The following is a 24,060-nucleotide window of genomic DNA, read 5'->3' on the forward strand; positions in this document are numbered from 1 at the left end:
GACCGTGACGATACTGACGTACAAGACCGCCCGATACGGCGGCCAGCTCGTCAAGGTCCCCGCCCCCCACACCTCCCAGCGATGCTCAGCCTGCGGATTCACCACCCCCGGCAGCCGAGAGAGCCAGGAACTGTTCTCCTGCAAGAACCCCGACTGCGGCTGGACGGCGAACGCCGACTGGAACGCGGCTCGGAACATCTTGCACCTGTACCGGATCGGCCACGTCATCGTGGAGGTCCCGGCCGCCGGAAGGCGCGGTCGCAGGGCGGGTAAAACCGTCAAACCTGTCGCCGCAAGGTAGACGGGAATCCCCTTCCTGAGCTTGCGAAGGGAGGGGAGAGCTTCAATACCACCACGACACCCAGGGCTCCCCGGTCGACGTCACCTCCAGTACCGGCACCGTCCAACAGCGCTGGGCGTACGACCCGTTCGGCACCCGCGTGCTGAACACGGTCACCAGCGGCGCCCCCGCGAGCACCCCGTCCTACACGGGCGCCCGCTATGAGCCGACCACGGGCAACCTGGACCTTCACGCCCGCCAGTACAACACCACCACGGGCCGCTTCAACCGCCCGGACCCGGCCACGCGGAGCCTCACCACCCCGTACGTCTCGGCGTACGCGTACGCCGACAACCAACCCACGTTGCTCACCGACCCGAGTGGTCTGACACCCGTACCGGGCGACAACGGCAACGGCAAGGTCGACAGCCTCGGCGAGGGGTTGAAGATCTTCGGCAACGGCTTCCTACAGGGCTTGAAGGCACCATTCGAGTTTCTGGGCGACGCCCAGGACGCTGTCACCGGCCAGAACGGTGGCGTCGGTGCCTTCACCGACAAATACCTCCCCGTCCGCCCCGCCTACCGCCTCTACCGCGCCGAGTACCTGCTGCGGCAACAGGGCTGCGACGCGCTCGCGGACCTATATTCGGATGCTGCGGACGAGCTTGCGCAGCAGCTCGCGGTGACTGGGGTCGGTGGGCTCACGGGGTGGCGCAGGGCGGCCGTGGCTCCCGAGTCGATCAAGGTCGGGAACCTGAGGTTCGGCCCTGGGGGCGGTGGTGTGACCCTGGGGTACGGGGGCATCCCCTATAAAACGCCCATTACTCCCCAGCTCACAGCGCTGGTGAATCCCCAAGGCGGCAAGGCCAACTGCCGTGCCTGCGCGGTGGCAGTCGATCGCCTGCTCGCCGAGGGAGCTCCGTCCTCGGCACCCGGAGGACTCAAGGAAGGTTCCACGGCGCCGATTGAGGCGTTGTACGGCGGACGGCAGTTCAAGGCGTCCACGCTCTCTGGCATCGTCAACGACATCAAGAACGCAGGGGACGGAGCCAGAGGTATCGTCATGGGGCAGAAGGGCCGACAGGCCCATGTCTTCAACGTCGTGAACATCAAGGGAGATGTCGTGTTCCTTGACGGGCAGTCAGGGCACGCTGATCTCTCGCCTTGGCGGAACTTCTCCCTCCTGAGGACAGACTGATGTTGGACATCGAACAGGCGGCCATGTTGGCCCAGAGGTTCCTCGACGAGGAAGTGAGCCATGAGGGAATGATGTTCGCGCTGGTCGAAGGAGAGCGTGCTCAGCTCGGAAGTAATTACTACTTCGACTGTCAGTCGGTCGCCTACCTTCGCAGCGGTGACCTCCGGGATATGGCCATCGGCACGGGTTACGTCTGCGTCGACGGAGAAACCGGGGAGTGCAGCATGCTGGGAGCCGTGGAGTCCGCCCGGCTCGACCTCTTCTGATCAAGGGCCGGCGGCCGTGACGACGACTGTCACGGGCCGCCGGACCCCCGCAGGACGATTTGGTGTGGATACAGCGTGCAGGTTGACGTGATGTCTCTCGACGGACAGAACGGGCATGCCAGGCCCGCTGCCTACCGAGAATACGGCTTCTTCCGGACCGACAAATGATCAGTCTCGAACGAGCAGCAGAGTTGGCCCAGAAATTCGTGGACGAGGATCCGCTCAACTCTCAGGTGGATTTGATCCCGATCGAGGGGGATGTGGCCGTGGTTGGTGACGCCGCGTACTTCGGCTACCAGAACCGGGGCTATCTGGAGACCGGTGACCCATCCCAGATGACCATCGGTATCGGCCCCGTCCGTGTCGATCTGGTGACGGGTGAGTGCGGGATGCTCGGCTCTCTCGAGGCCAGGGAACTGGATCTGCCCAAGGGAGATGAGCTTGCCCTTGTCGGTCCGGGCGGTTGGCGGATCGTCGCGCCCGAACTGATGGACGCCTGGCGGGCCGCCTTCGACGCCGAGCCGGCCGCTGCCGACCTCTCATCCGCCTGTCCGCAGTGTGGTGCGACGGATCTCCACCGCTGGTACAGGGTGGACGATCCGCTGGACGAGACGTTCAACGGGGTCCGCGCCGTCGCCTACGGTTGGCGGGTCGAGTGGTGTGCCTCATGCCACCTCTGTTACGAGGACGGCGACACCTTCGTACCGGACTACTGGCGGTCTCCGTGCGACGTGCCCGAGGCGTACGAGATGAAGTTCGCACCGCGTTATGTCGAGGCTGCCCGCCAGGCGAAACTGGAAGCCGACAAGAAGCGTTCGCCTCGGGAGCGCTGAGACAGGCAAGGGTGGTGCCGTGCCTCTCGCTGCGCGATCGGCGGGAAGCACGGGCCATCTGCGTACGAAGACCGAGATCTCGGAGTGGGATCGACTCGAATGACGGACGAGATCAATGAGTACGCGTTTCTCTGGGACGGGTCCGAGGCCGACTGGGTCGTGATCACTTCTGACCTTGGCATCGGAACCATATACAACACCCGGACACGGATGGCTCTTCTGATCGAGGACGACAACCTGAATGCCAGGGTGATCGAGTTGATGCGCGAACACGGCCTCCCGTTCCTGGACTTCGTTCCGAGTACCTCATGGGATGAAGGACGGTCGTGAGCTACGACCTTGCATTCTGGTACGAGAGCGGTTCCATCGACTCCACGATGGCGTTTCGGAAATACGACGCGATGACGGACGGCGAGTCCGGCGTCACCGCTGGCAGTCCGAAAGTCGCCGCATTCCATCGAGACGTTCTGAACGCGTATCAGAACCTCACGGAGGACACCTCGGAAGAGGAAGCGGAACAATCTCCCTGGACTTCTTCCGTGCATTTCAACGGAGAGTGCGTACTGGTCACCATCGCCTGGTCCCGAAGAAGCGAAGTCGCCGACGCGCTCATCACCATGGCGAAGAACCGAGGACTTGTGACCTACGACCCGCAGCAGGAGCTGGTCATCCAGGCGTGACGCACACGAGTTGCGTGTCAATTGCGTGTTGCTTGCCTGGTTGGGGGCCTGGGGTCGCTGCCACCGTTTGAGGCGTTCCACTCGTCGAACGGAGGAGTACAGATGATCTCGAAGATGACGAGGGGCGGCTTCGTGGCCGTGGCTGTGGTGGCACTCGCCGTTCCGGTCACCCTGGTGGGAACGGCCGGGTCGGCGTCGGCACCCTGTGGCACAGGGGGTAGCGGCAACAGGGACACGAGCGCCAACGTGAGGATGACAGCGGGCGTCGCCGCGAACATACGCAGAGGCTCCAGCACCAGCTGCGCGGTCCGGGGTTGGGCCGACAACCGGGATGTCCTGGACTACTGGTGGTACACCCGCAACGCCGACAACTCCACCTGGACGTACCTCAGGAACGTCACCGACAACGCGTACGGCTGGGTCAGCGACTCCCTGCTGCCCAACGGTGGCTCCAACTTCCAGTGCCTCTGACCGCCCCAACGGGGGTGTGTCAACTTAACGGCCCTGTCTCACATTCGGTGGTGACGGAGCGTCGTGATGCGTCGTTGACATTCGAGTGAGGGATGTCAACGAGCTTGTCCAGATGGTGTTTTCGGGCCTGTGCCCGCTGGTCATAGACGACGTGGTCGACGAGGGTGAGCGGATCGTGGTGCGGGCGCGGACGCCGCAGGACATGGCGCCGTGTCCGGTGTGCGGGGTGTCGTCGGGGCGGGTGCACGGCTACCACTGGCGGACTGTGGCTGACGTGCCGGTCGACGGGAGGCGGGTGGTGGTCCGTGTGCGGGTGCGACGTCTGGTGTGCCCCACGCGCGGCTGCCGACATACCTTCCGCGAGCAGGTGCCCGGAGTGCTCGACCGATACCAGCGGCGCACCACTCGTCTGACCAGGCAAGTCAAGGCCGTGGTCAAGGAGTTAGCGGGCCGGGCGGGGGCACGTTTGCTGGCGATACTCGCGGCGGGCGTCTCGCGTCATACGGCTCTGCGTACCCTGATGCGCATCCCGCTGCCCGCAGCGCGGACGCCCCGCGTGATCGGCGTCGACGACTTCGCTCTGCGCCGGCGCCACCTCTATGCCACCGTGATCATCGACGCCGAGACCCACGAGCGGATCGCCGTGCTGCCCGACCGCACGGCCGACACCCTGGAAGCGTGGCTGCGCGAACATCCGGGCGTCGAGGTCGTGTGCCGTGACGGCTCGGCGACCTACGCCGAGGCCATCCGCCGCGCTCTGCCCCGTGCGACGCAAGTCGGTGATCGGTGGCATTTGTGGAAGAACCTGTGCGAAGCCGCCCTCGGCGAGGTGAAGGCACACAGCACCTGCTGGGCCACCGTACTGGACGCACCTATCTACGACGGGCCCCGCGCCCAGACCACCCTGGAACGCTGGCACCAGGTCCACGGTCTGCTCGAACAGGGCGTGGGCCTGCTCGAATGCGCCCGCCGCCTGCAACTGGCCCTGAACACCGTCAAACGCTACGCCCGTGCGGACCGGCCCGAGCGGATGCTCCGCGTCCCCAAGTACCGTGCCAGCCTGGTCGACCCCTACCGCGAGCACCTGCGAAAACGCCGGGCCGAGGACCCTGGCGTCCCCGTCCTGCACCTCTTCGAAGAGATCAAAGCCCTGGGCTTCACGGGTTGCCTGAACCTCCTGCACAAGTACATCAACCAGGGCCGCGCGGACGCCGACCGCAGCCATATCTCCCCGCGCCGGCTCGCCCGGATGCTGCTGACCAGGCCCGACAACCTCAAGGCCGAGCAACACGAGCTCCTGGCCAAGCTCATCGCCGCCTGCCCCGAGATGGTCCAACTGGCGTCAGTTGTCAGGGACTTCGCCCCGCTCCTTGCACCTCACGCCGCCAATGCCGACGCGCTCTCACGCTGGATCGTCCAGGTCCGCGGAGCCGACCTGCCCCACCTGCATGCCTTCGCCCGAGGTCTGGAACGAGACCGCGACGCCGTAAACGCCGCCCTCACACTTCCCTACAGCAACGGCCCCACCGAGGGCGTCAACACCAAGACCAAGCGGATCGCGCGCCAGATGCACGGACGGGCAGGCTTCACCCTTCTTCGCCACCGCATCCTCCTCGGATAGCGGCACGCTCCGTCACCACCGAATGTGAGACAGGGCCTAACGGCTGGTCTTGGTTGTTGAGTGGTCAGTTGGTGTACGGACTTCCGCAGCCGGCCGCCCGCGCTGTGGGTGGTGCGGACCAGTCGGTGCTTGCTGCCCATCCGCAACGCACGGGTGCCCGGTCGGGGCTGTGGCCACCCCCCCGACCGGGCACCCGGTGTTCAGCGGGTCAGTTGACGACCGACAGGGACTTCGGCCAGCCGTTCTTGTCCAGGACCTTGAACAGGCTCTTGATGTCGTTGGGGTGCAGCTTGATGCAGCCGGCCGACTTGTAGTCGCCGACGCCGTCCCAGCGGGTCTGCTCGGTGGAGCCCTGGCCGCCGCTGCTGGTCATCTCGCTGTGGATGAACAGCTCGGTGCGCAGGGTGCCCTTGCCGTTGTTGCAGCGCTTGTCGGCGAGGCGGATGGCGTAGCCCTTGATGAGGCTGCCGTTGTAGTTCTTCCAGTGGCCCCCGACGCTGTAGTTGGCGGTGGGCAGCCAGCCCTTGGCCGTGGTGCACTCGTTCGTGGTGACGCCGGATCCCGCGCGGTAGCTGGCGATCACCTTGCCGCCCTTGAGGACGTAGAGCTTCGAGTTGGTGTTGGTGCCCTTGTCGAACTTCAGGGTCACCGCGCCACCGCCACCGCCGCTGCTGCCGCCGCCCCGGACGAGGGCGGCCCAGGTGTTGGGCCCGGCGATGCCGTCGGCCGAGAGGCCCTTGGCCTTCTGGAAGGCGCGGACCTTCTCGGCGGTACGGGCACCGAAGGCGCCGTCGGCGTTGGTGGAGTAGCCGTTGTGGGTCAGCTGGAGCTGGAGTGCCTTGACGGCGTTGCCCTTGGAGCCGGTCTTGACGGTGACGATGAGCTTGGACCAGGTGTTGGGGCCGACGATGCCGTCCGCCTTGAGGCCCTTGGCCTTCTGGAAGGACTTGACCTTGGCGGCGGTGCCGGAGCCGAAGACGCCGTCGGCCTTGAGGCTGTACCCCCGGGCGTTCAGCAGCAGCTGCACGGTCGTCACGTCCGCGCCCCGGTGACCCGACTTCACCGTCGGCCAGGACGCGGCCGCGGCGGCGTTGGCGGCCGCGGCCGGCTGCGCCTCGGCGGTGTCGAGCGGAGCGGTCGCCGTGATGCCGACCGCGAGGGCGGAGGCGAGGGCAGCGGCGGCGGCGAGGTGACGCCGGGTCGCGGGCAAGGTTGAGGTGCTCATGTCAGTTCCCCCGATGTTCGTCGATTGCCATCTGATGGGTGCGCCATCTGATGCATGGAAGTGATGTGTGGAAGTGATCGACCGCAGAGGGGCGATCGTCAGCAGTAGACGCGAGTGGTTCGGGTTCGGTTCCGCGAAATTCCCTACCCGATAAGGCTGTTGGTGTTTTGTAGGCAGCGCGAGTCGACCGAGCAGGCCTCAAGGCATCCCCGGCCCCGCCGCCGTACACGTCGACGCGGACCCCTCGTGGCGGTACCAGACGCTCTCCAGCTCGCGGCCGTCCGGCAGGGTGTGGCGGGGCGGGCCCGAGGTCGGGGTGAAGCCGGCGCGTTCCAGGGCGCGGCGGCATGCGGTGTTCGCCGTCGCCGTACCCGCCCGTACCGTCGGCAGGCCGGCGTGGGCGTGGGCGAACAGCGCGGCCGCCAGGAAGAGTTCCGCGCCTAGGCCCTGGCCTCGGTGGTCGGGGGCGAGGTTGCCGCCGATCTCGCCTCTGTCGTGGTCGAGTTCGAAGTATCCGGCGTAGCGGCCCGTGTCGCGGCGTACGCAGACCAGGAGTTCGGGCATCTCGGGGCTGGGTTCGAAGGGCTCGGCCAGTTCGGGGTTGCTCCGGACGGTCCAGCGGTGGGTGGCGTCGCCCGGGCGCATGCGGAGCAGAGCCCGTCTGGTGTCGGCGTCCGGTACGACCTGGTCGGCTTAATTTCCCTGCCAGCGCTGGGCCTCGGGGTCCGCGCCGGAGGCGATGGCCGCCAGTACGTCGAGCCGGGTCACCGGGGTGTAGATCAGCAGGTGCGGGGTGGTCAGGGTGTGGCGGCCGGGCGTGCACGCGTCCGGGACGGGGAGGTTCGCGGCCGCCCGGCGGTTTCGGCGTCGTAGGAGCGACCGGACGACCATGGAACCCCCGTTGCATTCGTCCTGGTGTGTCCGGCCGAATGTACCGGGTGCGCGCGGCTTCCGTCCCGGCATGGGCGAGCGCCGTACCCCGTCCTCGACTGACGACGGGAGTACGGCGCTCCGAATTCAGCTTTCCGCTTCAGCGGGGTATCGCGTTCGCGACAGTCATCAGCGCCGCCACGGCGAGGAGCGCGGCGGCGAGGGGGCGGGTGTGGCGGGTGAGCAGGTCTCGGATCACGGGGACCTCGCAGCGGCTACGGCGGCAGGGGGCGGGGGCGGCTGCCGGGAGTGGCTGATTGGCTCATTAAGCGCGCTTTATACGTTGCTTAACGTAAGGCTTTGGCCTACCAACGGCAAGAGTGCGGTGGGGAGTTGGGGTGAAGAGGCCGACGTAAGCGCGCTTACTGGCATGCTTACGTCATGGCAGGCATGGCCGAGCGTGACGACCCCGAGGTCATAGGGCGCAGGGTGCAGCAACTGCGCACGGAACGCGGCCTCACGCAACGGCAGTTGGCGGAACCCGTGTATACCCCGGCGTACATCTCCACCGTGGAGGCCGGCCGGGTCCGTGCCTCCGAGCCCGCGCTGCGGCACATCGCCGAGCGGCTCGGCGTCGGCTACGAGGAGCTGGCCACGGGCCGCCCCGCCGGCTTCGCCACCGAACTGCGGCTGCGGCTGACCGGCGCCCAGCGAACCCTCGCCACCGGCGCTACGGAGGCCGCCGCCGAGGGGTTCGAGTTCGTGCTCGCCGAGGCCGAGGAGCACGGCCTGATGAACGAGCAGGCCGACGCCCTGCTCGGGCTCGGCGAGTGCGCGCTGGAGACCGGGGACCTGGAGACCGCGCAGCTGCGGTTCGAACAGGCCGAGCAGCGCCTCGGCGACGCCCCGCTCCCGGCCCGCGTCCCCGCGCTGCGCGGCCGCGCCGTCGCCCACTACCTCGCCGGTGAACTCCGCTACTCCTGCTACCTGTTCGAGTCCACGCTCGACGAGCTGAACCGCACCGGCATGCACGACCCCGACGCGCTGCTCGTCCTCTACGCCGGCGTCATCGGGCCGTACATGGACATGGGCGCCCACGCCCGCGCCGCCCAGGCCGCCGAGCTGGCGCTCGCCCTCGCCCCGCAGTCCGGCGACCCGGCCCTCGTGGCCCGGATGCACCGCGCCGTCGCCCGCACGATGATCGCCGAGGGGCGGATCGCGGAGGCCGACGCGTCGCTCGCCAAGGCCTCCGAGCTGTACCGGCAGCTCCAGATCCGCACCGAGCTCGCCAACTGCCACTGGATGCGCGGCTACCTCCACGCTCAGAACGGCGACTACGAGCGCGCCGAGGCCGAACTGCGCGAGGCCCGCTGCATGCTCTCCGCCAAGCGCGCCACCCTCTACACCAGCCAGGTCGCCGTCGAACTCGCCGACGTACTGCACCGCCGCGGCAAGTCCGAGGAGGCCTCCGAGCTGCTCCGCGAGGTCATCAGCGACCTCACGTCCGAGCGGGGTGCGCTGCACTCCGCCGCCGCGCACCGCCTCCTCGGCATCATCGCCGAGGACGCCCGCGCCACGGATGCCGCCGAGGAACACTACGTACGGGCGCTGAGTCTGCTGGAGCGGGCGGGTGCCGCGGGTGATCTGGCCGATCTGTGCCGGTTGCTGGGTGATCTGTACCGCCGTACCGGGCGGGTCGAGGCCGCGTTGGACGCGTACCGCACCGGGCTGGGACATCGCACCACCCCCGGCACCACCACCCTCGGGCCGGCGCCCGCACAGCCGCCTCTTTGAGGATTCCGGGCCGGTGCACAGCCGTCGCCGATAGCGTGCGCGGGGTATGGACAAGCAACGGAGCGACGCCCGGGTGAGCGGCGAGTCGACCGCCGAGCGGGGTGTGGGGCCGGGCGGGGGCCGGTTGCGCAACTCGGCGCTACGAGGTGCCGCTGCGCCCACCCTTCCCCACTCTCGGCTTCTCCCCCACTCTCGGCTTCTCCCCCACTCTCGGCTCCGCTTGAGCGGGGGGACCCCCATCGCCCCAGCGGCACGATTGCCCGCAGCCAGGGCAGCCAGGGCAGCCAGGGCAGCCAGGGCAGCCAGGGCAGCCAGGGCAGCCAGGGCAGCTGGGACGCCAGGCCGGCATCGGTGGGCAGCTGCCCCGGCGACACGAATGCCCGCAGCTACGACAGTAGTTGGCGTCCTCGTCCACGCCGTGCTCGGTGGCCTCGCCCTCCTCGCCATCGGCACTGTCGTCTCCGTACTCGGGCCGCTGGTCGCGCTCGACCTCGCGACGCCCGCCATGGCCGCCTGGTGGACGGTCTTCACGGCGGTCGTCGTGCAGGGGATCCCCTTTCTCCTCCTCGGAACTCTCGTCTCCGCGGCGATCGGGGCCTTCGTGCCCGAGCGGGTCTTCAGCCGGTTGTTGCCCCGTAATCCCGCGCTCGCCGTACCCGTGGCGGGCGCGGCCGGGGTCGTACTGCCGGGGTGTGAGTGCGCGTCCGTGCCGGTGGCCGGGAGTCTGATGCGGCACGGGGGTGGCCCCGGCCGCGGCCCTCGCCTTCCTCCTCTCCGCCCCCGCGGTCAACCCCGTCGTCCTGGTCGCCACCTCCGTCGCCTTCCCCGGTCAGCCGCTGATGGTCCTCGCCCGGCTCGTCGCCTCCCTGGCCACCGCCGTGGTGATGGGCTGGCTGTGGGTACGGTTCGGGCGGGAGGAGTGGCTGCGGCTGCCGAAGCGACCGAGTACGGGGGCGGCCACGGCGAACCGCTCTCGCTGGGGCGCCTTCGCCGCCGGGCTCCAGCACGACTTCCTCCACGCGGGCGGCTTCCTCGTCGTCGGCGCGGCAGCGGCGGCCACGTTCAACATCGTCGTCCCGAGGTCGCTGCTGGACCTCTTCACCGGTTCCGTCTGGTTGTCCGTCCTCCTCCTCGCCGCCCTCGCCGTCGTCCTGTGCGTGTGCAGCGAGGCGGACGCCTTCGTCGCCGCCTCGCTCACCGGCTTCTCCCCGACCGCGCGACTGGCGTTCATGGTGGTCGGCCCCATGGTCGACCTCAAACTCATCGCACTCCAGGCGGGAACCTTCGGCCGCGCCTTCGCGCTCCGCTTCTCCGCCGCGACCTGGGTGGTGGCCGTGACCAGCAGCGCGCTCGTGGGGTGGTGGCTCCTGTGAGGCGCTACGTCCCCACCGTCCTCCTTCTCCTCTCCGGCGCCGCGATCCTCCGCGTCTCCCTCTTCAGCGAGCTGTATCTGCGGTACGTACAGCCGGGCTTACGGCCGTTCCTGATCGCGTCCGGGGTGCTGCTGGTGGTGCTCGGCACCGCGGCCGGGGTGAGGACACTCCGCGCCGCCGACGACGACCACGAGCACCCCCAGGACGATGGTCATGACCACGGCCCTTCCGGCCCCCGAGTCGCCTATCTGCTCGCCGTCCCCGCCCTCGCCCTCCTCCTCTTCCCGCCCCCGGCGCTCGGCTCGTACAGCGCGGACAAGCAGGCGGCGGAGTACGCGGCCCAGGGCGTCGGCACGTTCGACGCGCTGCCGAAAGGTGACCCGGTCGAGCTGACCCTCGGCGAGTTCACGTCCCGGGCGATCTACGACAGCGGGCGTTCGCTGAAGGGCCGTACGGTCCGGATGACCGGCTTCGTCACCCGTGCCGACGATGGCGACGGCTGGTACCTCACCCGACTGCTTGTCTCCTGCTGTGCCGCCGACGCCAGCCCCTACAAGGTCGAGATCCGCGAGGCCGACGCCCCGCCCGCCGACGCCTGGGTCACTGTCACCGGCACCTGGCACCCCGAGGGCGAGCTCGGTTCCGAGGAGGCCTGGCCCCCCGTACTGGACGCCAGGTCGGTGAAACGGGTCGCCGAACCGCAGAACCCGTACGAGAAGCGCTGACGGGAGCGCTCACATGCTGAAGTCCATCTCCGCGATCACCTGGTCGGCCGCGTCGTAGATCGTGACCTTGCGCACGGGGTCCTTGAAGTCGAGCGAGCGGGCCAGCTCCTCCGGGACCTTCACATGGGCGGAGTAGACGCCCCAGCTGGTGTTCCCCTTCAGGCGCAGGACCGTGCCGGCGGTGATCTCGCCGTCGTAGGCCTTCACCTCGACCCGGGTCGCCGCGGAGCGGACGCCGTAGAAGAGGCCGTGGACGGTGTAGCCGGCGGTGGCGGAGCCCGAGCCCTGCATGGAGACGCCCGGTTCGCTGGTGTCGAGGTTGCCGTCGACCACGCTCCTGAATTCCTCCAGGCCGGGGTCGCCCGGTTCCACGGGCGGGTCCTCCCAGTGCTTGCCCTCCGCCGTCAGCCACAGTTCCGTACCGCCCTCGACGGTCACCCGCTCGCCCGGCTCGACGACGTGCACCTTCCCGGCGGGCGGGGCGGAGGACGGGGAGGGTGAGGGCGAAGCCGAGTGGGTGGCCTCGCGGCTCGTCGCCGGGGGCGACATCGGCTCGACCGACTCCGAGGGGCCGTCCGGGCGGAGGGCCAGCATCACGAACGGGAGCAGCAGCAGTCCGCACCCGCTGCTCAGTACGGCGGCCCGGCGGCGCAACCGGCGCCTGCGGCCGTCGCGTTCGATCGCCGCCAGCGGCACGGGCGGCGGCGTGACGTCGTACGCGACCTCGGCGAACGCCTCGCGCAGCCGCTGCCCGGTGTCGGCGAGGGCCCCGGAGGAGGAGGGTGGTCGGTGGTTCATGAGCGGGCTCCGGGGACGGGCGAGGAGCGGTCCTCGATCTGGGCGGTGGCGAACGCCGGGTGGGCGCGCAGGGCCGACAGCCCGCGCCGGACATGGGTCTTGACCGTGCCGAGCGAGCAGCCGAGCAGCTCGGCGATCTCGTTCTCGGACAGGTCCTCCCAGAAGCGGAGCACCAGCACGGACCGCTGCCGCGCCGACAGCGCGGCCAACGCCTGGGTGACGGCAGCCCGTTGGGCGACCGTGTCGGCGTGACCGGCCTGCCGCTCGTGCACCCGCTCGGGCAGGAACGGCGTCAGCAGATGGGCCACGCGTCTCTTCCGTACGCGGCTGATGTTGTTGTTGACGAGCGATCGCCGTACGTAGAAGTCGACGTCGTCACGCGGGATGCGCCGCCAGCGGGCGTACACCTTCGCCAGTGTGGTCTGCACGAGATCCTCGGCCTCGTGGAAGTCGCCGGTGAGCATGTGCGCGGTCCGTACCAGCCGGGGCCAGGCCGCGGTGGCGTACGCGGCGAAGTCGCCACCCTCGGGCGATCCGGGATTCTCGTGCGGCACGGACGACGGTCCTCGGGGTCGGGAACGCGGTGGGTACGGGGAGTGCCGTGCGGGCGAGGGGGAGCGATCAAGTCCCTTGCCCGCACGGCCACTTGGTGTCCTGGTGTCGTATCAGCTGCTGTGCTCAGAACCTCGGCAGCTGCGCGTACACGCGCCCCCTGGTGTCGTAGACGGTGACGGCGCCGAGGAAGTTCTCGTCGGCGTCGGCGGGGATCGCGGTCGTGGCGTACCAGACGCCCCAGCCCGGCTTCCCGGCCAGCTCGATCAGCTTGCCGCGCACCGGCCCGGCGTCGGTCTCGATGACGACGCGGGAGGCGGTGCCCCTGCCGCCGTAGTAGAGGCCGGAGAGGTAGTAGCGCCCCTCGTAGCCGCCGGCCTGCATCGACACCCCGGGCTGACTCAGGTCGACGTTGCCGTCGACCACGCTCCGGAACTGCGGGAAGTCGGGCATGTCCGGCTCCACCCAGTGCTTGCCCTCCGCGGTCAGCCAGAGTTCGAAGCCGGGCGCGCCGACGACCCGCTCACCGGGCTCGACGATACGCGGAGTCGGAGCCTTCTTGACGGCGGCGGTGGTGGCCACCGCCGCCGAGGTGCGTTGCGTCGCCGTCTCCCCCCGCGAGACGGCGTACGACATCGTCGGCGCCCCCGCCAGCAGCGTGGTCAGCGCTGCGACGGCGACGTATCTGTGCATCCGTGCCATGTTCATGAACGGACAACCCCCATAGGTGTGTAGGTCTGTCACTCCTGAAAACCCCGCCGACCCACGGGGTGGATGACACCGGCGCCGCACTTTTTCCGGGCCCAGGGGCAGGGGACAGGGAGCCGGTCACCCGTACGCGCTCGTGCGCTGGTGGGTGAGGCCGGGCGGTGGTGCCGTGGAGGTATACGCCGTGTTCTCGAGAGGCTCCGCCATGCGTCGTTCGTACCGTGTTCTGGCCCAGGCCGTGGGCGTCGCCGTGATGCTCGCCGGGGTGTCGGGATGCGTGCTGCAGACGAAGGAACACCCGCGCGGCTTCCCCGAGGCCGCCTCCCAGGAGATCTCGGTACCCGCCTCGCCGAAGACCGCCGCTCCCAGCTCCGCCCTCACCGACGCCCGCGCCAGAAGCGCGCTGCTGCGCGAGGACGACCTCGGCGGCGCCTGGGCCGGCACCCAGGGCGCCGCCACCTGGCGGGACGGCCTCCTCAAGGGCAGGACCGACCTCCCCGAGTGCCAGGAACTCCTCGACGCCGTGTACGCCGAGGACCTGCTCGGCGAACCCAGGGGCGGCGTGGCCGTCATCGGCTTCGACGACGACGAGTACGGCGCCCAACTGCGCTACCAGGTGGGCGCGTACGACAAGGGCGCCGTGGACGCGAGGCTGGGGCAGGTCGGCCAACTCGTCGAGCGCTGCGGTGAGTTCACCATCACCGGGGTCCAGGGCCGCGAGCACTACGCCCGGGTCACCCCCGTCGGCCTGCCCGACGGTATCGGCGACGTCCAGCAGGCGCTGCGTCTCGTCGTGGCCGACGGCGAGGAGGGCTCCCTGACCCTCGACCTCGCCGCCGTACGCGTCGGCGACACCGCCGTCTTCCTCACCCACGGCGGCCTCTACGGCATCGACGACACTGCCACGAGAGACGCCGCCCGAGCGGGGGCACAGCGCCTGCGGGAGGTGCTGAAGAAGGATGCCCGCGAGAGGAAGCCGCGCGAGAAGGATGCCCGCGAGAGGAAGCCGCGCGAGAAGGACGGCCGTGAGAGGGAGCCGGGCAAGAAGGAGCCGCGGGAGAAGGGCGAGCGTCGCTCTTCTCCCGCGGCTCCTTCTCCGTCAGGTCAGAACTTGCCGTAGCGGCCGGTCAGGTCCACCGTGGGGCAGGTCGCCGAGCCGATGAGGCAGGCGGTGCTGCCATGCTTCTTCTTGTGGACGTTGGTCACCTTGCCACCGTCGTAGATGTAGATGTAGTGGTTCGGGTACTGACGGTGGTTGCCGGAGCGGATCTCGTACGTCCCGCTCTTGGTCATGTTGATGGTGAACGCGCCGGAGGCGGCGCCCTTCACTCCGCCCAGGCCCTTGCAGAACGGGTTGGTGGCGTGGAGGACCATCCGGATGCCCACGGTGTTGCCGCTCGACGCCAGCTTCTTGGCGTACGTGTTCTTGGCGCTGGCGGTCTTCTTGGCGACCAGCTTGTTGTTGTCCTTGCGGTACACGGTGGTGGGGTTGATGTGCTTGTTGGCCACCACCTTCTTGTTGCTCCAGGTGACGGTGGCGTGCAGCGCGAAGCGGAACTTGCTCGACTTCCAGTTGAAGTCCTTGTGGTTGTCGCCACCGAACTTGAAGTTCTTGCCGTAGTCACAGCCCGCGAGGGGAGCGTTGACGTACTTCTGCGGGATCCAGCCCATCCAGGTCAGCGTGGACGTCTTGGCCACGGCGGCGGTGGACGCCCGCTCGACCGCCGACTCGCGCAGCCCCGTGAGCGAGCCGGACTGCGGGACGGCCACCCGCATGCCGTACAGCTTGGAGTTCGGGGCGCCGCCCTTCGGCAGCAGGGGGATGACCTGGTAGGCGTACTCGTCGCCCGCCTTCACGGTCGTGTCGCGGAAGGAGGTCACGCCCGCGCCCAGCGTGGCGATGTCCTTGCCGTCCCGGGCGACGACGTACCGGGCGTCCTTCGCGTAGCCCTTCCAGGACAGCTCGACGAAGCCCTTGCCGGCCGCCGTGGTGACGCCCCGGTGGGCCATGGAGCTGTCGACGACCGCGGTCTCGCCTGAGGCGGTCCGCATGACGCCGAAGGCCTCCGCCTTCAGGGTCTTGCCCTGGGCGCTGTTCGAGCTGAAGCCGGAGACGTTCTTCAGCCGGGGGCCGCCGTGGGATGTGGTGGACAGCGCGGACGCGGAGAACGCCGCGGCGGGCCGTGCGTCCTGAGCGGACTGGGCCGCGAGAGCCGATGCCTGGAAACCGCCCGCGACCAGCGTGAGCGGAGCCACGGACAGCGCCGTCACCTTCGCGAAACGAGAGAGCTGCATGTTCATCCCTTCATCCCCGTGTGTGCCAGGCGACCTGAGGGAAGCGGAATGCCCTCTGCCAGGCGCCTGTCAACGACCTTAGGGAGGAGGGGGGATGGGGTGTAAGTGACTCCTGGGGCAGTGCCTTCATGGGCAGTGCCCGAAAGTACAAGGCGGCGTGTGTGGCCCCGCCGCTACTTCTCCTTCAGCATCGGCTTGACGATGCTCGTCACTTCCTTCTCGGTCACCATGTTCTGCAAGGCTCCGGCGATCCGGCCCTCGCGGTCGATGAAGAGGGTGAAGGGGAGGATCTGCGGGTTCACCATGCCGCGCGGCAGTTTCAGGAACTGCTCGCCGTCCGGATCGTGCAGGCTCGGGTAGGTGAGGCCGAACTGCTGCTGGAAGTCGAGGCCGAGCTTCCGGTCGGTGTCGGTGGTGACGCCCAGTACCTGAAGGCCCTGGTCCGCCAACTTCCGCTGCGTACGCTCCAGGTCGGGTGACTCCTTGCGGCAGGGGGCGCATGTGGAGGCCCAGGCGTTCACGACGACGACCTTGCCGCGGTAGTCGGAGAGGCGGACCGGCTTGCCGTCGACGGTGGTGCCGGCGAAGTCGGGGGCATCGGTCCGGTCGGCCACCGGGATGCTCTTGAACGGTGATGCCTGCGACTGTTCCTGGTCCGCCAGCAGCAGCGGTTCGGTCGTCGCGCAGCCGGACAGCGCGAGGCAGGCGGAGACCACGCACACGACCACCCGCGAGATCGCCTTCGTCGTCGCCACCCTGTACCCCAACTCGCTTGATCCGGACCCGCGTCCTTACAGCTTAGGTGGCTGCCGAGAAGGCGAACCCATGAGTGGGTGGGGTCGTCCGGCGCTAGGGGGTGTTTTGAAAGTCCGGGCGCCGCGGGTGCTGTGCGGGGCTTTCAAAACACCCCCTTACGGGACGTCCGAGAGGGAGAGGCACTCCCCGGTCTGCTCGATGGGTTTCACGAGGCTGGACAGGCCGACCAGGATCGAGTCGGCGGCGGCCTGGCCGCGGACCAGCTGAACTTCGAGGGCCGGTTCGCGGCCGTAGGTGACCAGCAGTTCCCGGCCGTCGCTGCCCTTGCCCGTGCGCCACACCCAGTCCACCCCGTCGACCTCGGCGCACGCGTCCTCGGTGGCTTTGAGCTTGGGGAAGCCACAGCGGGCGACGACCGCTCCGTCGCCCCATACCGCGGCGCCCCGGGTGCTGGTGTCGGCCCGATCCAGCCCGGCCAGCCGGTCGGGGTACTGCTCGCTGACCCGGGTGCAGGCGGGATCGTCGGCCAGGGGCGCGGCGGCGAAGCTGAAGGAGGGCTCGCTGAGCATGCGCACGGTGACTATGGCGGCGGTCGTGAGGGCGATGGCGCCGATGGTCAGGCCGGCGATTCGCGTACTGCGGGACATGACGGGATCGTACGGGGTGGGTGCGGATGCCCCTTGAGGCACGTCAGCCTTCGAAGCGAGCCGTCGGGTCCGAAGGGCGCCGGGGGACGTGTACGGCGAGCGTGAGGCGCTCGGAAGCCCACCACGAAAGCACGTAGGCGGTGGGGATCTGCAGGGTGAGCAGGGCGAATGTCATCTCCACGAAGGCCCAGTCCACCGCCTCCCCCACCCCCACTCCCTCGGCGATCGAGGTGATGACGGACACCACGAGCATCACCAGTGTGTAGAGGCCGGAGTCGACGACCGCCGCGCGCCACCGGGGCAGTGGCGCGCACACTCTGCGCGCCACTGCCAGGACCGTGAACACCACGGCAAGGAAGATCGCGTGGTAGCGGGTGAACAGCAGACTGTTCTCCCAGTCCTCCCATGACCCTGCGGCCAGCGAGTAGCCCACGGTGATCACGGTGCCGACGGCGAAGGAACCGGCGGTGATGACGGCTGCGTAGGCGGTGGCACTCCGCCAGGGAGTGAACATGTCTGCCTCCTGCGTTCCCCGCAGCCGGTGGTCACCGACCTTTGTCCTGATCATTGTGGACCACACGAGCCTGACGGCTCACTTGACCTTTGGGGCAGTGTCCTCAGGAACACCTCCCCAAGAGACGTCGCGAATCGCTGGGCTCCCGGCCTAGGTTCGAACCGGGAGTTGCCGGTGGGCCGCAGTGCGCCACCACGGTTTCCTCGCCTCGCGAGGCCACGCCTGGAAGAGCGCCTCACACCCAACTCCCGTACCTCGTCCGTCATCAGGGGCTGTCGTCACCGGCGGCCCCGAAGAAATTCGCTGTTCCCGAAGGGATGGATGGTTCACATGCAGAAGAGTGTCAGGGCTCTGGTCATCGCGAGTGCCGCCGCGGCCGCCGTGACCGCGGGTGCGCTGGCGCCCGCCAACGCCGCGGAGACCGGTGCGAACGCCTACAACAACGTGCGCCTGGTGAAGGTGTGGGGCAACATCGGCGGCAAGGACATCTGTATGACGATGGCCGGCAAGACGAACAACAACGCCCCGGCCAAGATCGCCAAGTGCGGCGGTAACTCCACACAGAAGTGGACGCTCAAGCGCCTCAGCAGCACCAGCCAGTTCTTCACCGTCAAGAACACGAAGTCCAAGAAGTGCCTGGGCGTCTCCAAGAAGACGAATGGCACGGTCGTCACCCAGCGGCCCTGCAAGGCCTCGGACAAGAAGCAGCACTGGGCCCTGGGCGGCAGCCTGATCATCAGCCGATACGCCGGGAACAAGGCCATCACGGCCGAGAAGAACAAGAACGGCCTGAACCTGACGATCAGCACCTACAACGACAGCAACAGCAAGCGGGCGAAGCAGGAGTGGGGCACCGACTGACCCACAGCCGCGCGCGACAGCCGTCATGGCGTGTGTAGAAGGGCCCGCTGGGTGCGGGCCCTTCTACACGCATCCGATGCTCCTCTAGCCCCTCATCTCGCGGTCATATACACAGCTACCCCCGTAAGTCGCCTGCGCCGCATATGAGTTGCGTGGCACTCTGCTGGTCAATGAGCGGTCGCGATTCTCAAAGGTGAACGCAAAATCCCTCGCGGCGCATGTCGATGGGCAAGCACGTCCGGGCTGTCGGCCCGTGGCCGCCGCGGCCGGCCGGCGTGCCGGATGCCGGCCGTGGCCGGTGGTCAGACGGCGGACGCCCCGACGAGTCGGGGCATGGGCGCGGCGGAGCCGCACGCGCACCGGGGATCGGTGCACAGCAACTCGTGGGCGAGGACGGAGAGCACCGCGGCCTGCAGCCGTGTCTGCTGCTCCAGTTTCTCCACTATTCGTGCGACATGCGCCTTTACCGTCCGCTCGGCGATGCCGAGCTCCCGGGCGAGCTGCCGGTTGCCCAGGCCCGTGCCCAGCAGAAGCAGGACTTCCTTCTCCCGGTCCGTCAGCGTTTTGAGCCTGCTGATGTCCCGAACCGGATCGGCCCCCGTACGCCGGTAGGCGCAAGCCGTGTCTCCCGCATCAGACCTCTTGCTCATTTGTCGGCCCTTCCTGATGCCGCTTTTCCCGACAGAGCCCCGTGCCCCGGGTGCAGCGACGATCTACCCCCAACTTAGCGTCCGCTACTGACAGAAGCACCCCTGAAAATGACACGGCCACGTCACAGACGGGCGGCTCCCTCAAGGGCACTGCCCGAAGGGGCAATTTCGGCCAACCTGGCTGATCCATAGGCTCGTTGTCGCGAACCCACAAACACCCACGCACCGCTTCACTGTCTTCCAGTACCCACAAGGTGGCTTGCGCGTAGTCGGCCCGTGGGCTGGTGTCGGCCCGCGTGAGAATCACCCAGCCCTCCGAGATCGCCCAATATCTGAAGGCGTTCGAGGAGCTACGCGGCATGGCCGTGTACGGCGCCGAGGCGCGCACCCTGATATTGAAGGCCATCGAAGCCCTTGGGTAGCGCTGCTACAGGTCGCCCTTCAGAGCGATGAGCAGCGCGTGGAGCGCGGCCGGGGCCGGGGTGAGGACTGTGGTGGGGTGGTCGCTTTCGCGGAGGTGTATCGCGGTGGGTGCGGTGGCTATTTCGACGCAGGCGGTGTCGACGTCGCCGCTGGAATACGACGACTTCTGCCAGTGGAGGGTGGTGGACATGAGAGTGACCCTTCAGAGTTCCTGGGCGATACAGCGGATGAGGTCGAGGGAGGCGTCCTGGGCGAGGGCGGCGCCGGCGGCGCGTTCGAGCCGGGACCGGCAACGGTCCAGCTGAGGAGGCGCGTCGATGAACACCGGCCCTTGAGGGCCGTCGGCCTGCACGGTGTCCAGTCGCGGTACGACTCCGCCGAGGTACTGCATGGGAAAGCCCGCCCCCGCGAAGCCGTCGGCGGCGAAGGGGATCACGCGGAGGGTGACGGTCTCCCTGTCGGCGGCGTGGAGGAGGTGCTCAAGCTGCGCGCGGGCGACCTTCGGGCCGCCGACGTGCATGCGGAGTGCCGACTCGTGGATGATCACGTCGTACGGCTTCGCTGACGTGAGTACGCCCTGACGCCGCACCCGGAACGACACGTGGGCCTCACGCTTGGCCTCGGAGAGGTCCGGGTTCACGAACAGCGAGGCTGCTCGTACGTGGTCCTCGGTCTGGAGAACTCCCGGGATGTGCACCACCTCGAAGACGCGGACGTACGAGGCGTGGTGCTCCAGCTCCGCGATGTCGAGCGCCTTAGGCGGCAGAGCACCGCGGTACTCCTCCCACCACCCCCAGATCCGGTCGTTGGCCATCCCCACCAGCCCCGCGACCAGTTGGGGGTCGTTGACGTCGTAGTGGGCGGTGAGCTTCCGTAGCCGCTCCTCGCTGATGCCGTGCTTTCCCGACTCGATGTTGCTGATCTGGGCCTGGTTGGTGCCCAGCCAGGCGGCGACGTCACGGGAGACGAGGGCCGCCGATTCGCGCAGTCGGCGCAGTTCCGCGCCCAGCCGCACCTGGCGGGCTGTGGGGTTGCGCCTCGGTGGCATGACGTCCTCCTCGTGGTCGTCCCTGAGTCTGCCGGGTCGTCAACCCAACCACCACGGAGAACAGGGCCAATTCGCCGATGCGGTTGCGGCGTAGCAAATATACCGAGTACGGTCGTCCCATCCTCACGGAGGGTGTCCAAACGGTCACCCGTCCGTCAAATTCCCCATGCTCACAGCCCGTTGGCAGCGCCACCCCGGTCCGTCGACGCCCGGGGCGAAGGACAGTAACGGGCCGGCTGCCCCACCGAACGACCAACCCCGTACGCCACAACGGAGTGGATCCCCCCATGCCCGAATACGACCCCACGCCCTCACTCGCCCCCACCACCTACACCCTCTTCTGCCCACCCCACGAAACCTCCCCCTCCATCGCCCGCGACTTCGTCGCCACCGTCCTCCGGGCCCGCAGACTCGACGCCCTCGTGGACGCGGCGAGCCTGTGCACCTCGGAGCTCGTCACCAACGCCTGCGTGCACGCGAAGGGCGGGGACTCGGCGTTGTGGCTGGCCGTGGGAGCCGGGAACGTGCGGGTGTTCGTGTTCGACGGCGACGAGAATCCGCCGGTGATAAGGGAGTTGGGGGCGGATGTATGGGGCGAGGGCGGGCGCGGGCTGCAGCTCGTGCACGCGCTCACCGAGGGGCGTTGGGGCACCGCCCCGGCCGTACCGCACGGCCGGCCCTACCCGGACGGCAAGGCCGTGTGGTTCGACCTCGCGACGCCGGGCCGGCCGTGAACACACGCGGACGGGCCGCCCTCCGGTGTCGACCGGTGGACGGCCCGCCCGCCTCGAAGTCACCCTCTCGGGTCAGGGCTCTCCCCGCGCATTGACGAGCTTCACGCGCAGCCCGTCGCCGCGCGCGGCGTTCTTCGGGGTGAGGACGTACGGGCCGGTGACCGGTTGCCTCGGCCGGCGGTAGCCCTCGGGGGCGTTCGTCTCCGCCAGGTAGTACGTGCCGACCGGCAGCGAACCGAAGGAGCAGCGGCCGGTGGTGGAGGTGGCGCAGTCGTTGACGAATCTGTCCTGCTTGCTGCCGTCGCGCTGGAGACCGGGCGCCCCGTAGGTGTCCTGCCACAGCTCGAAGACCGCGCCGGGCAACGGCTTGTTGCTCTTCTTGTCGTGCTTCAGGAGGGTCAGGCGCAGGGACTTGAACACACCGGCGTCGATGGTGTGGTTCACATGGCCGGGTTCACCGACGTAGACCGTGGTCCTGCCGTCCGCGTCGACGTCGGAGTCGAGCGCGCGGTCGGAACCGGCTTCCTTCACCGTCCATTTCAGGGCGGAGAGGCTCGGGCGGCCGGGCAGGGACTTCGGCTCTACGCGGCTGAAGTCGAACGTGGCCGTGTAGGTGGTGTTCGGTCTCAGGCCGTCCACGGAAGTGAAGTAGTACTCGCCGTCGTCGTCCGTGTACGTGACGAGGTCCGGGTGCGTGTCGTACGACGTCGGGTCGAGCGTCACCTTCACGCCCCGGATCGGCGGCTCGGACGGGTCCTGGACGCCGTTGCCGTTGGTGTCGAACCAGGCGCGGTTGCCGATCTGTACGGGGGCCTGGTCGCAGACCATCTCCAGGTCGGCGAGGCCGTTGCCCTTGCCGAAGAGGTCGGCGGAGGCGTACGACGTCGGCTGGAGTCGGAGGTTGCCCCGGACGGTCCCGGACTCGGAGTCCCAGCGGCGTACGCCCTGGTCGAAGGGCTTGCCGGTGAACGTGTCGTAGACCGTGCCCCACAGCCTTCCGCGGAATGGCTGGAGGACCGTGCCGCCCTCGGTGACCTGGTCGTGCCGGGCGTAGCCGTCGTGGGTGAGGTCGTTGGAGAACGCGCCCCCGCCGGGCCCCCGACGGTTGTTCGGCAGGGCGCCGTCCAGCGCACCGCAACCGGCGTTGCGCTCCAGGACGTAGTGGCCCGGGCCGCGCTCGCAGGCGCGCAAGAGGTCACCGGCGGCCACGGCGGAGAGCAGCGAACTCCTGGAGTTGTGCGCGTAGGTGCGGTTGCCCTGCATGTCACCGAAGCGGTCCCGGTACCCGAGGATCAGGTCGCCGTTGTCGGCGATCTCCAGGTCGGACAGGATCGGCTGCGGCGCGGAGGCGAACCGCAGACGCGGGTCGGGGGTGGGAACGCGCTCGTTCCACGCCTCCCACATCGCGCTCAGGGTGCCACCGGCGGTCGCCGACCCGTGCTTGCACAGCGGTCCGTTGTCGGACTGGTAGGCGCAACCCCGCCGGTAGTCCAGCCGGTGCCGGAAGATCTCGTCGAACCTTCCCGACTCGAACTCGTAGACGTGCGCGCTGAGTTGTCGGGGATCGCCGTACGGCATGTGCCTCTTGTCCACGGTGTTCTCCGCGCCGCACACCCCGCCCACGAGCACGCGGCTGCCGCGCACCCCGATGCCGTACGGGTGCCACTCGCCCTCGCAGCGCGCGGGCACCGGCACGGCGTACGACGACGGGGTGCCGGCCCGGACCTTGTCGCCGGTGCCGAGGATCGGCACCCGGTACAGCTTCGCGTCGTTGAGGTTGACCGCGTAGAGGATCCTGCCGTCGCCGGAGACGTCGACGTCGCCGAGGCCCTCCCGGCCGACCCTGCTGTAGATCCGGTCGTCGTGCCGCCAGCGGTCGGAGGAGTCGTGTGCCGTCAGCGTCCCCGGCAGCGTGATGAACTCGGTCACGCCGGAGTCGCTGTGGTGGCGGTAGACGGTGTTGGTCCGGCCCGCCGGACCGTACGCCGCGTGCCGCTTGACCAGCGTGCCCATGTACGTGTTGCCGGTGCGGTCGGTGCCGATGCCGTACACCGCCTGCTGCTCGCCGCTGTCGGTCAGCCGGGTGGGGGCGGGGCCGGGGTATCCGTTGCCGAAGTCGCCCGTGAACCGGGTCAGGCCCTGCTCCGTGGTCACATCACCCTTGGCGAGGGAGCAGGTCACCAGGCGCGGGTTCTCCTGGCAGTACACCCCCGGCTCCCAGAACCCGGTCGTGTACGTGGCGTTCCGGTCGCCGGAGACGTCCACGAATCCCACGCTGCTGCGGATGACGCGGGGGCCTTCGCCGAGTCCCGCGACCGCCGACTGGAGGTTGGCGGGGTCGGGGTTGGACACCTCGATGCGGTACCTGCCGCCCCCCAGCGAGGATTCCGCGGGGCGGAACAGGGCGACGCCGTCGGCGCCGGTCGTCTCGCGCACCGCGGTGCCGTGGTCGTCGGTCAGCGTCACCCGCACCCCGGGCCGCCCCGTCTCCAGCGGGTGGTCGTACGCCCCGTCGGCGTCCACCTCGTTGACGACCCGTACGGTCACGGTGCCGTCGCCGGGCGCCCGGCCGTCGTCGGCGGGGTGCCTGGCGACCGGTACCGCCTCGCCCACGAGCAGCCCGAGCACCATCGCCGTGGCGACGGCCAAGACGGCCAAGACGGCCAGGGGCAGACCCGCGCCCCCCGGTGTTCCTCGTTTCAGCACGACACGTCCCTCATTTCCTGATGCGCCGTCCT

General features: G+C 68.9%; 27 protein-coding genes and 3 pseudogenes. 16 read left to right on the forward strand and 14 right to left on the reverse strand.

Going from position 1 to position 24,060, the window contains the following annotated elements:
* The 9 genes and pseudogenes from F3T56_RS35635 to F3T56_RS35670 form a co-directional block, all read left to right on the forward strand.
* On the forward strand, window positions 1-301 hold a 301-nt coding region (locus F3T56_RS35635), incomplete at its 5' end, for a zinc ribbon domain-containing protein (protein WP_149829494.1).
* 67 nt (window positions 302-368) lie between these two features.
* Window positions 369-656, forward strand: a pseudogene (locus F3T56_RS49485) (RHS repeat-associated core domain-containing protein); the annotation flags it as partial.
* Between the two features lie 468 nt (window positions 657-1,124).
* Window positions 1,125-1,478 carry a toxin glutamine deamidase domain-containing protein gene (locus F3T56_RS50485; protein WP_281291942.1) on the forward strand — a complete coding sequence of 118 codons (354 nt, stop codon included), beginning with the start codon at window positions 1,125-1,127 and terminating at the stop codon, window positions 1,476-1,478.
* Window positions 1,478-1,744, forward strand: a complete 267-nt coding sequence (locus F3T56_RS35645; protein WP_149829495.1) for a hypothetical protein — start codon at window positions 1,478-1,480, stop codon at window positions 1,742-1,744. Before F3T56_RS50485 ends, F3T56_RS35645 begins: the two co-directional genes overlap by 1 nt.
* A 191-nt stretch (window positions 1,745-1,935) precedes the next feature.
* Window positions 1,936-2,577: a hypothetical protein gene (locus tag F3T56_RS35650; RefSeq protein ID WP_246204232.1), complete on the forward strand. Its 642-nt coding sequence runs from the start codon at window positions 1,936-1,938 to the stop codon at window positions 2,575-2,577.
* Between the two features lie 99 nt (window positions 2,578-2,676).
* Window positions 2,677-2,907: a hypothetical protein gene (locus F3T56_RS35655; protein WP_149829497.1), complete on the forward strand. Its 231-nt coding sequence runs from the start codon at window positions 2,677-2,679 to the stop codon at window positions 2,905-2,907.
* Window positions 2,904-3,257 carry a hypothetical protein gene (locus tag F3T56_RS35660; protein ID WP_149829498.1) on the forward strand — a complete coding sequence of 118 codons (354 nt, stop codon included), beginning with the start codon at window positions 2,904-2,906 and terminating at the stop codon, window positions 3,255-3,257. The genes F3T56_RS35655 and F3T56_RS35660 overlap by 4 nt, the downstream gene beginning before the upstream one ends.
* Before the next feature lie 102 nt (window positions 3,258-3,359).
* Window positions 3,360-3,728: an SH3 domain-containing protein gene (locus tag F3T56_RS35665; RefSeq protein ID WP_246204233.1), complete on the forward strand. Its 369-nt coding sequence runs from the start codon at window positions 3,360-3,362 to the stop codon at window positions 3,726-3,728.
* 112 nt (window positions 3,729-3,840) lie between these two features.
* Window positions 3,841-5,349 (forward strand): ISL3 family transposase, encoded by a 1,509-nt coding sequence (locus tag F3T56_RS35670; protein WP_425473702.1) that lies wholly within the window; start codon window positions 3,841-3,843, stop codon window positions 5,347-5,349.
* Between the two features lie 208 nt (window positions 5,350-5,557).
* On the opposite strand, the gene F3T56_RS35675 is transcribed toward F3T56_RS35670, so the two are convergent.
* The 3 genes from F3T56_RS35675 to F3T56_RS48555 all read right to left on the reverse strand — a co-directional run bounded on the left by F3T56_RS35675 (window position 5,558) and on the right by F3T56_RS48555 (window position 7,465).
* Window positions 5,558-6,574 (reverse strand): peptidoglycan-binding protein, encoded by a 1,017-nt coding sequence (locus tag F3T56_RS35675; RefSeq protein ID WP_149829500.1) that lies wholly within the window; start codon window positions 6,572-6,574, stop codon window positions 5,558-5,560.
* Window positions 6,575-6,772: 198 nt separating this feature from the next.
* Window positions 6,773-7,219 carry a GNAT family N-acetyltransferase gene (locus F3T56_RS48550; RefSeq protein ID WP_246204234.1) on the reverse strand — a complete coding sequence of 149 codons (447 nt, stop codon included), beginning with the start codon at window positions 7,217-7,219 and terminating at the stop codon, window positions 6,773-6,775.
* A gap of 48 nt (window positions 7,220-7,267) precedes the next feature.
* Entirely contained in the window at window positions 7,268-7,465 is a 198-nt protein-coding gene (locus F3T56_RS48555) for a hypothetical protein (protein ID WP_246204235.1), read from the reverse strand.
* A gap of 429 nt (window positions 7,466-7,894) precedes the next feature.
* On the opposite strand from F3T56_RS48555, the gene F3T56_RS35685 reads away from it, so the two are divergent.
* The 3 genes and pseudogenes from F3T56_RS35685 to F3T56_RS35700 all read left to right on the forward strand — a co-directional run bounded on the left by F3T56_RS35685 (window position 7,895) and on the right by F3T56_RS35700 (window position 11,336).
* Window positions 7,895-9,238 (forward strand): helix-turn-helix domain-containing protein, encoded by a 1,344-nt coding sequence (locus F3T56_RS35685; RefSeq protein ID WP_149829550.1) that lies wholly within the window; start codon window positions 7,895-7,897, stop codon window positions 9,236-9,238.
* 376 nt (window positions 9,239-9,614) lie between these two features.
* Window positions 9,615-10,611: pseudogene (locus tag F3T56_RS35695) on the forward strand (permease).
* Window positions 10,608-11,336: a TIGR03943 family putative permease subunit gene (locus F3T56_RS35700; RefSeq protein ID WP_149829501.1), complete on the forward strand. Its 729-nt coding sequence runs from the start codon at window positions 10,608-10,610 to the stop codon at window positions 11,334-11,336. The pseudogene F3T56_RS35695 and the gene F3T56_RS35700 overlap by 4 nt, the downstream one beginning before the upstream one ends.
* 9 nt (window positions 11,337-11,345) lie before the next feature.
* Here F3T56_RS35700 and F3T56_RS35705 read toward each other — a convergent pair whose 3' ends face one another.
* The 3 genes from F3T56_RS35705 to F3T56_RS35715 all read right to left on the reverse strand — a co-directional run bounded on the left by F3T56_RS35705 (window position 11,346) and on the right by F3T56_RS35715 (window position 13,379).
* Window positions 11,346-12,134 (reverse strand): hypothetical protein, encoded by a 789-nt coding sequence (locus tag F3T56_RS35705; protein WP_149829502.1) that lies wholly within the window; start codon window positions 12,132-12,134, stop codon window positions 11,346-11,348.
* Complete coding sequence (locus F3T56_RS35710) at window positions 12,131-12,688, reverse strand: SigE family RNA polymerase sigma factor (protein WP_149829503.1); 558 nt, start codon at window positions 12,686-12,688, stop codon at window positions 12,131-12,133. The genes F3T56_RS35705 and F3T56_RS35710 overlap by 4 nt, the downstream gene beginning before the upstream one ends.
* Before the next feature lie 124 nt (window positions 12,689-12,812).
* Window positions 12,813-13,379 (reverse strand): hypothetical protein, encoded by a 567-nt coding sequence (locus F3T56_RS35715; RefSeq protein ID WP_149829504.1) that lies wholly within the window; start codon window positions 13,377-13,379, stop codon window positions 12,813-12,815.
* 220 nt (window positions 13,380-13,599) lie between these two features.
* On the opposite strand from F3T56_RS35715, the gene F3T56_RS35720 reads away from it, so the two are divergent.
* Window positions 13,600-14,514, forward strand: coding sequence for a hypothetical protein (locus F3T56_RS35720; RefSeq protein WP_246204236.1), 915 nt, complete (start codon window positions 13,600-13,602; stop codon window positions 14,512-14,514).
* Here the strand turns inward: F3T56_RS35720 and F3T56_RS35725 are convergent.
* From F3T56_RS35725 to F3T56_RS35740, 4 genes are all read right to left on the reverse strand, one after another.
* The gene (locus tag F3T56_RS35725) at window positions 14,499-15,689 is read right to left on the reverse strand and encodes a hypothetical protein (protein ID WP_149829505.1); all 1,191 of its coding nucleotides are present in this window, start codon (window positions 15,687-15,689) and stop codon (window positions 14,499-14,501) included. The genes F3T56_RS35720 and F3T56_RS35725 overlap by 16 nt on opposite strands.
* Window positions 15,690-15,862: 173 nt before the next feature.
* On the reverse strand, window positions 15,863-16,444 hold the full coding sequence (locus F3T56_RS35730) for a TlpA family protein disulfide reductase (protein ID WP_149829506.1): 582 nt from the start codon (window positions 16,442-16,444) through the stop codon (window positions 15,863-15,865).
* A 156-nt stretch (window positions 16,445-16,600) separates the two neighbouring features.
* Window positions 16,601-17,092 carry a DUF3515 family protein gene (locus F3T56_RS35735; protein ID WP_149829507.1) on the reverse strand — a complete coding sequence of 164 codons (492 nt, stop codon included), beginning with the start codon at window positions 17,090-17,092 and terminating at the stop codon, window positions 16,601-16,603.
* A 43-nt stretch (window positions 17,093-17,135) separates the two neighbouring features.
* Window positions 17,136-17,606 carry a hypothetical protein gene (locus F3T56_RS35740; RefSeq protein ID WP_149829508.1) on the reverse strand — a complete coding sequence of 157 codons (471 nt, stop codon included), beginning with the start codon at window positions 17,604-17,606 and terminating at the stop codon, window positions 17,136-17,138.
* A gap of 330 nt (window positions 17,607-17,936) precedes the next feature.
* Between F3T56_RS35740 and F3T56_RS35745 the strand changes: the two genes are divergently transcribed.
* Window positions 17,937-18,467, forward strand: coding sequence for an RICIN domain-containing protein (locus F3T56_RS35745; protein WP_172639297.1), 531 nt, complete (start codon window positions 17,937-17,939; stop codon window positions 18,465-18,467).
* 302 nt (window positions 18,468-18,769) lie between these two features.
* Here the strand turns inward: F3T56_RS35745 and F3T56_RS35750 are convergent, their stop codons facing one another.
* On the reverse strand, window positions 18,770-19,117 hold the full coding sequence (locus F3T56_RS35750; protein ID WP_149829510.1) for a helix-turn-helix domain-containing protein: 348 nt from the start codon (window positions 19,115-19,117) through the stop codon (window positions 18,770-18,772).
* A gap of 281 nt (window positions 19,118-19,398) precedes the next feature.
* On the opposite strand from F3T56_RS35750, the pseudogene F3T56_RS48560 reads away from it, so the two are divergent.
* Window positions 19,399-19,539, forward strand: a pseudogene (locus F3T56_RS48560) (transcriptional regulator); the annotation flags it as partial.
* A gap of 5 nt (window positions 19,540-19,544) precedes the next feature.
* On the opposite strand, the gene F3T56_RS35755 reads toward F3T56_RS48560, so the two are convergent.
* On the reverse strand, window positions 19,545-19,730 hold the full coding sequence (locus tag F3T56_RS35755) for a DUF397 domain-containing protein (protein ID WP_149829511.1): 186 nt from the start codon (window positions 19,728-19,730) through the stop codon (window positions 19,545-19,547).
* A 12-nt stretch (window positions 19,731-19,742) separates the two neighbouring features.
* Window positions 19,743-20,588, reverse strand: a complete 846-nt coding sequence (locus F3T56_RS35760) for a helix-turn-helix domain-containing protein (protein WP_149829512.1) — start codon at window positions 20,586-20,588, stop codon at window positions 19,743-19,745.
* A 287-nt stretch (window positions 20,589-20,875) separates the two neighbouring features.
* Here F3T56_RS35760 and F3T56_RS35765 point away from each other — a divergent pair, with 287 nt between their 5' ends.
* Window positions 20,876-21,322 (forward strand): ATP-binding protein, encoded by a 447-nt coding sequence (locus F3T56_RS35765; protein ID WP_149829513.1) that lies wholly within the window; start codon window positions 20,876-20,878, stop codon window positions 21,320-21,322.
* A gap of 72 nt (window positions 21,323-21,394) precedes the next feature.
* Here F3T56_RS35765 and F3T56_RS35770 read toward each other — a convergent pair whose 3' ends face one another.
* The gene (locus F3T56_RS35770; protein ID WP_246204237.1) at window positions 21,395-23,980 is read right to left on the reverse strand and encodes an SdrD B-like domain-containing protein; all 2,586 of its coding nucleotides are present in this window, start codon (window positions 23,978-23,980) and stop codon (window positions 21,395-21,397) included.
* Window positions 23,981-24,060: the final 80 nt, after the last annotated feature.

The organism is Streptomyces tailanensis (assembly GCF_008386495.1).
GTDB classification, from domain to species: domain Bacteria; phylum Actinomycetota; class Actinomycetes; order Streptomycetales; family Streptomycetaceae; genus Streptomyces; species Streptomyces tailanensis.

Excerpts from the sequence above, each read along its gene's own strand:
- F3T56_RS35645 (WP_149829495.1), top strand. The coding sequence starts at position 1,478 with ATGTTGGACATCGAACAGGCGGCCATGTTGGCCCAGAGGTTCCTCGAC.
- F3T56_RS35655 (WP_149829497.1), top strand. The coding sequence starts at position 2,677 with ATGACGGACGAGATCAATGAGTACGCGTTTCTCTGGGACGGGTCCGAG.
- F3T56_RS35665 (WP_246204233.1), top strand. The coding sequence starts at position 3,360 with ATGATCTCGAAGATGACGAGGGGCGGCTTCGTGGCCGTGGCTGTGGTG.
- F3T56_RS35670 (WP_425473702.1), top strand. The coding sequence starts at position 3,841 with ATGGTGTTTTCGGGCCTGTGCCCGCTGGTCATAGACGACGTGGTCGAC.
- F3T56_RS35675 (WP_149829500.1), bottom strand. The coding sequence starts at position 6,574 with ATGAGCACCTCAACCTTGCCCGCGACCCGGCGTCACCTCGCCGCCGCC.
- F3T56_RS48550 (WP_246204234.1), bottom strand. The coding sequence starts at position 7,219 with ATGCGCCCGGGCGACGCCACCCACCGCTGGACCGTCCGGAGCAACCCC.
- F3T56_RS48555 (WP_246204235.1), bottom strand. The coding sequence starts at position 7,465 with ATGGTCGTCCGGTCGCTCCTACGACGCCGAAACCGCCGGGCGGCCGCG.
- F3T56_RS35685 (WP_149829550.1), top strand. The coding sequence starts at position 7,895 with ATGGCCGAGCGTGACGACCCCGAGGTCATAGGGCGCAGGGTGCAGCAA.
- F3T56_RS35705 (WP_149829502.1), bottom strand. The coding sequence starts at position 12,134 with ATGAACCACCGACCACCCTCCTCCTCCGGGGCCCTCGCCGACACCGGG.
- F3T56_RS35715 (WP_149829504.1), bottom strand. The coding sequence starts at position 13,379 with ATGCACAGATACGTCGCCGTCGCAGCGCTGACCACGCTGCTGGCGGGG.
- F3T56_RS35720 (WP_246204236.1), top strand. The coding sequence starts at position 13,600 with ATGCGTCGTTCGTACCGTGTTCTGGCCCAGGCCGTGGGCGTCGCCGTG.
- F3T56_RS35725 (WP_149829505.1), bottom strand. The coding sequence starts at position 15,689 with ATGCAGCTCTCTCGTTTCGCGAAGGTGACGGCGCTGTCCGTGGCTCCG.
- F3T56_RS35735 (WP_149829507.1), bottom strand. The coding sequence starts at position 17,092 with ATGTCCCGCAGTACGCGAATCGCCGGCCTGACCATCGGCGCCATCGCC.
- F3T56_RS35740 (WP_149829508.1), bottom strand. The coding sequence starts at position 17,606 with ATGTTCACTCCCTGGCGGAGTGCCACCGCCTACGCAGCCGTCATCACC.
- F3T56_RS35745 (WP_172639297.1), top strand. The coding sequence starts at position 17,937 with ATGCAGAAGAGTGTCAGGGCTCTGGTCATCGCGAGTGCCGCCGCGGCC.
- F3T56_RS35750 (WP_149829510.1), bottom strand. The coding sequence starts at position 19,117 with ATGAGCAAGAGGTCTGATGCGGGAGACACGGCTTGCGCCTACCGGCGT.
- F3T56_RS35755 (WP_149829511.1), bottom strand. The coding sequence starts at position 19,730 with ATGTCCACCACCCTCCACTGGCAGAAGTCGTCGTATTCCAGCGGCGAC.
- F3T56_RS35760 (WP_149829512.1), bottom strand. The coding sequence starts at position 20,588 with ATGCCACCGAGGCGCAACCCCACAGCCCGCCAGGTGCGGCTGGGCGCG.
- F3T56_RS35765 (WP_149829513.1), top strand. The coding sequence starts at position 20,876 with ATGCCCGAATACGACCCCACGCCCTCACTCGCCCCCACCACCTACACC.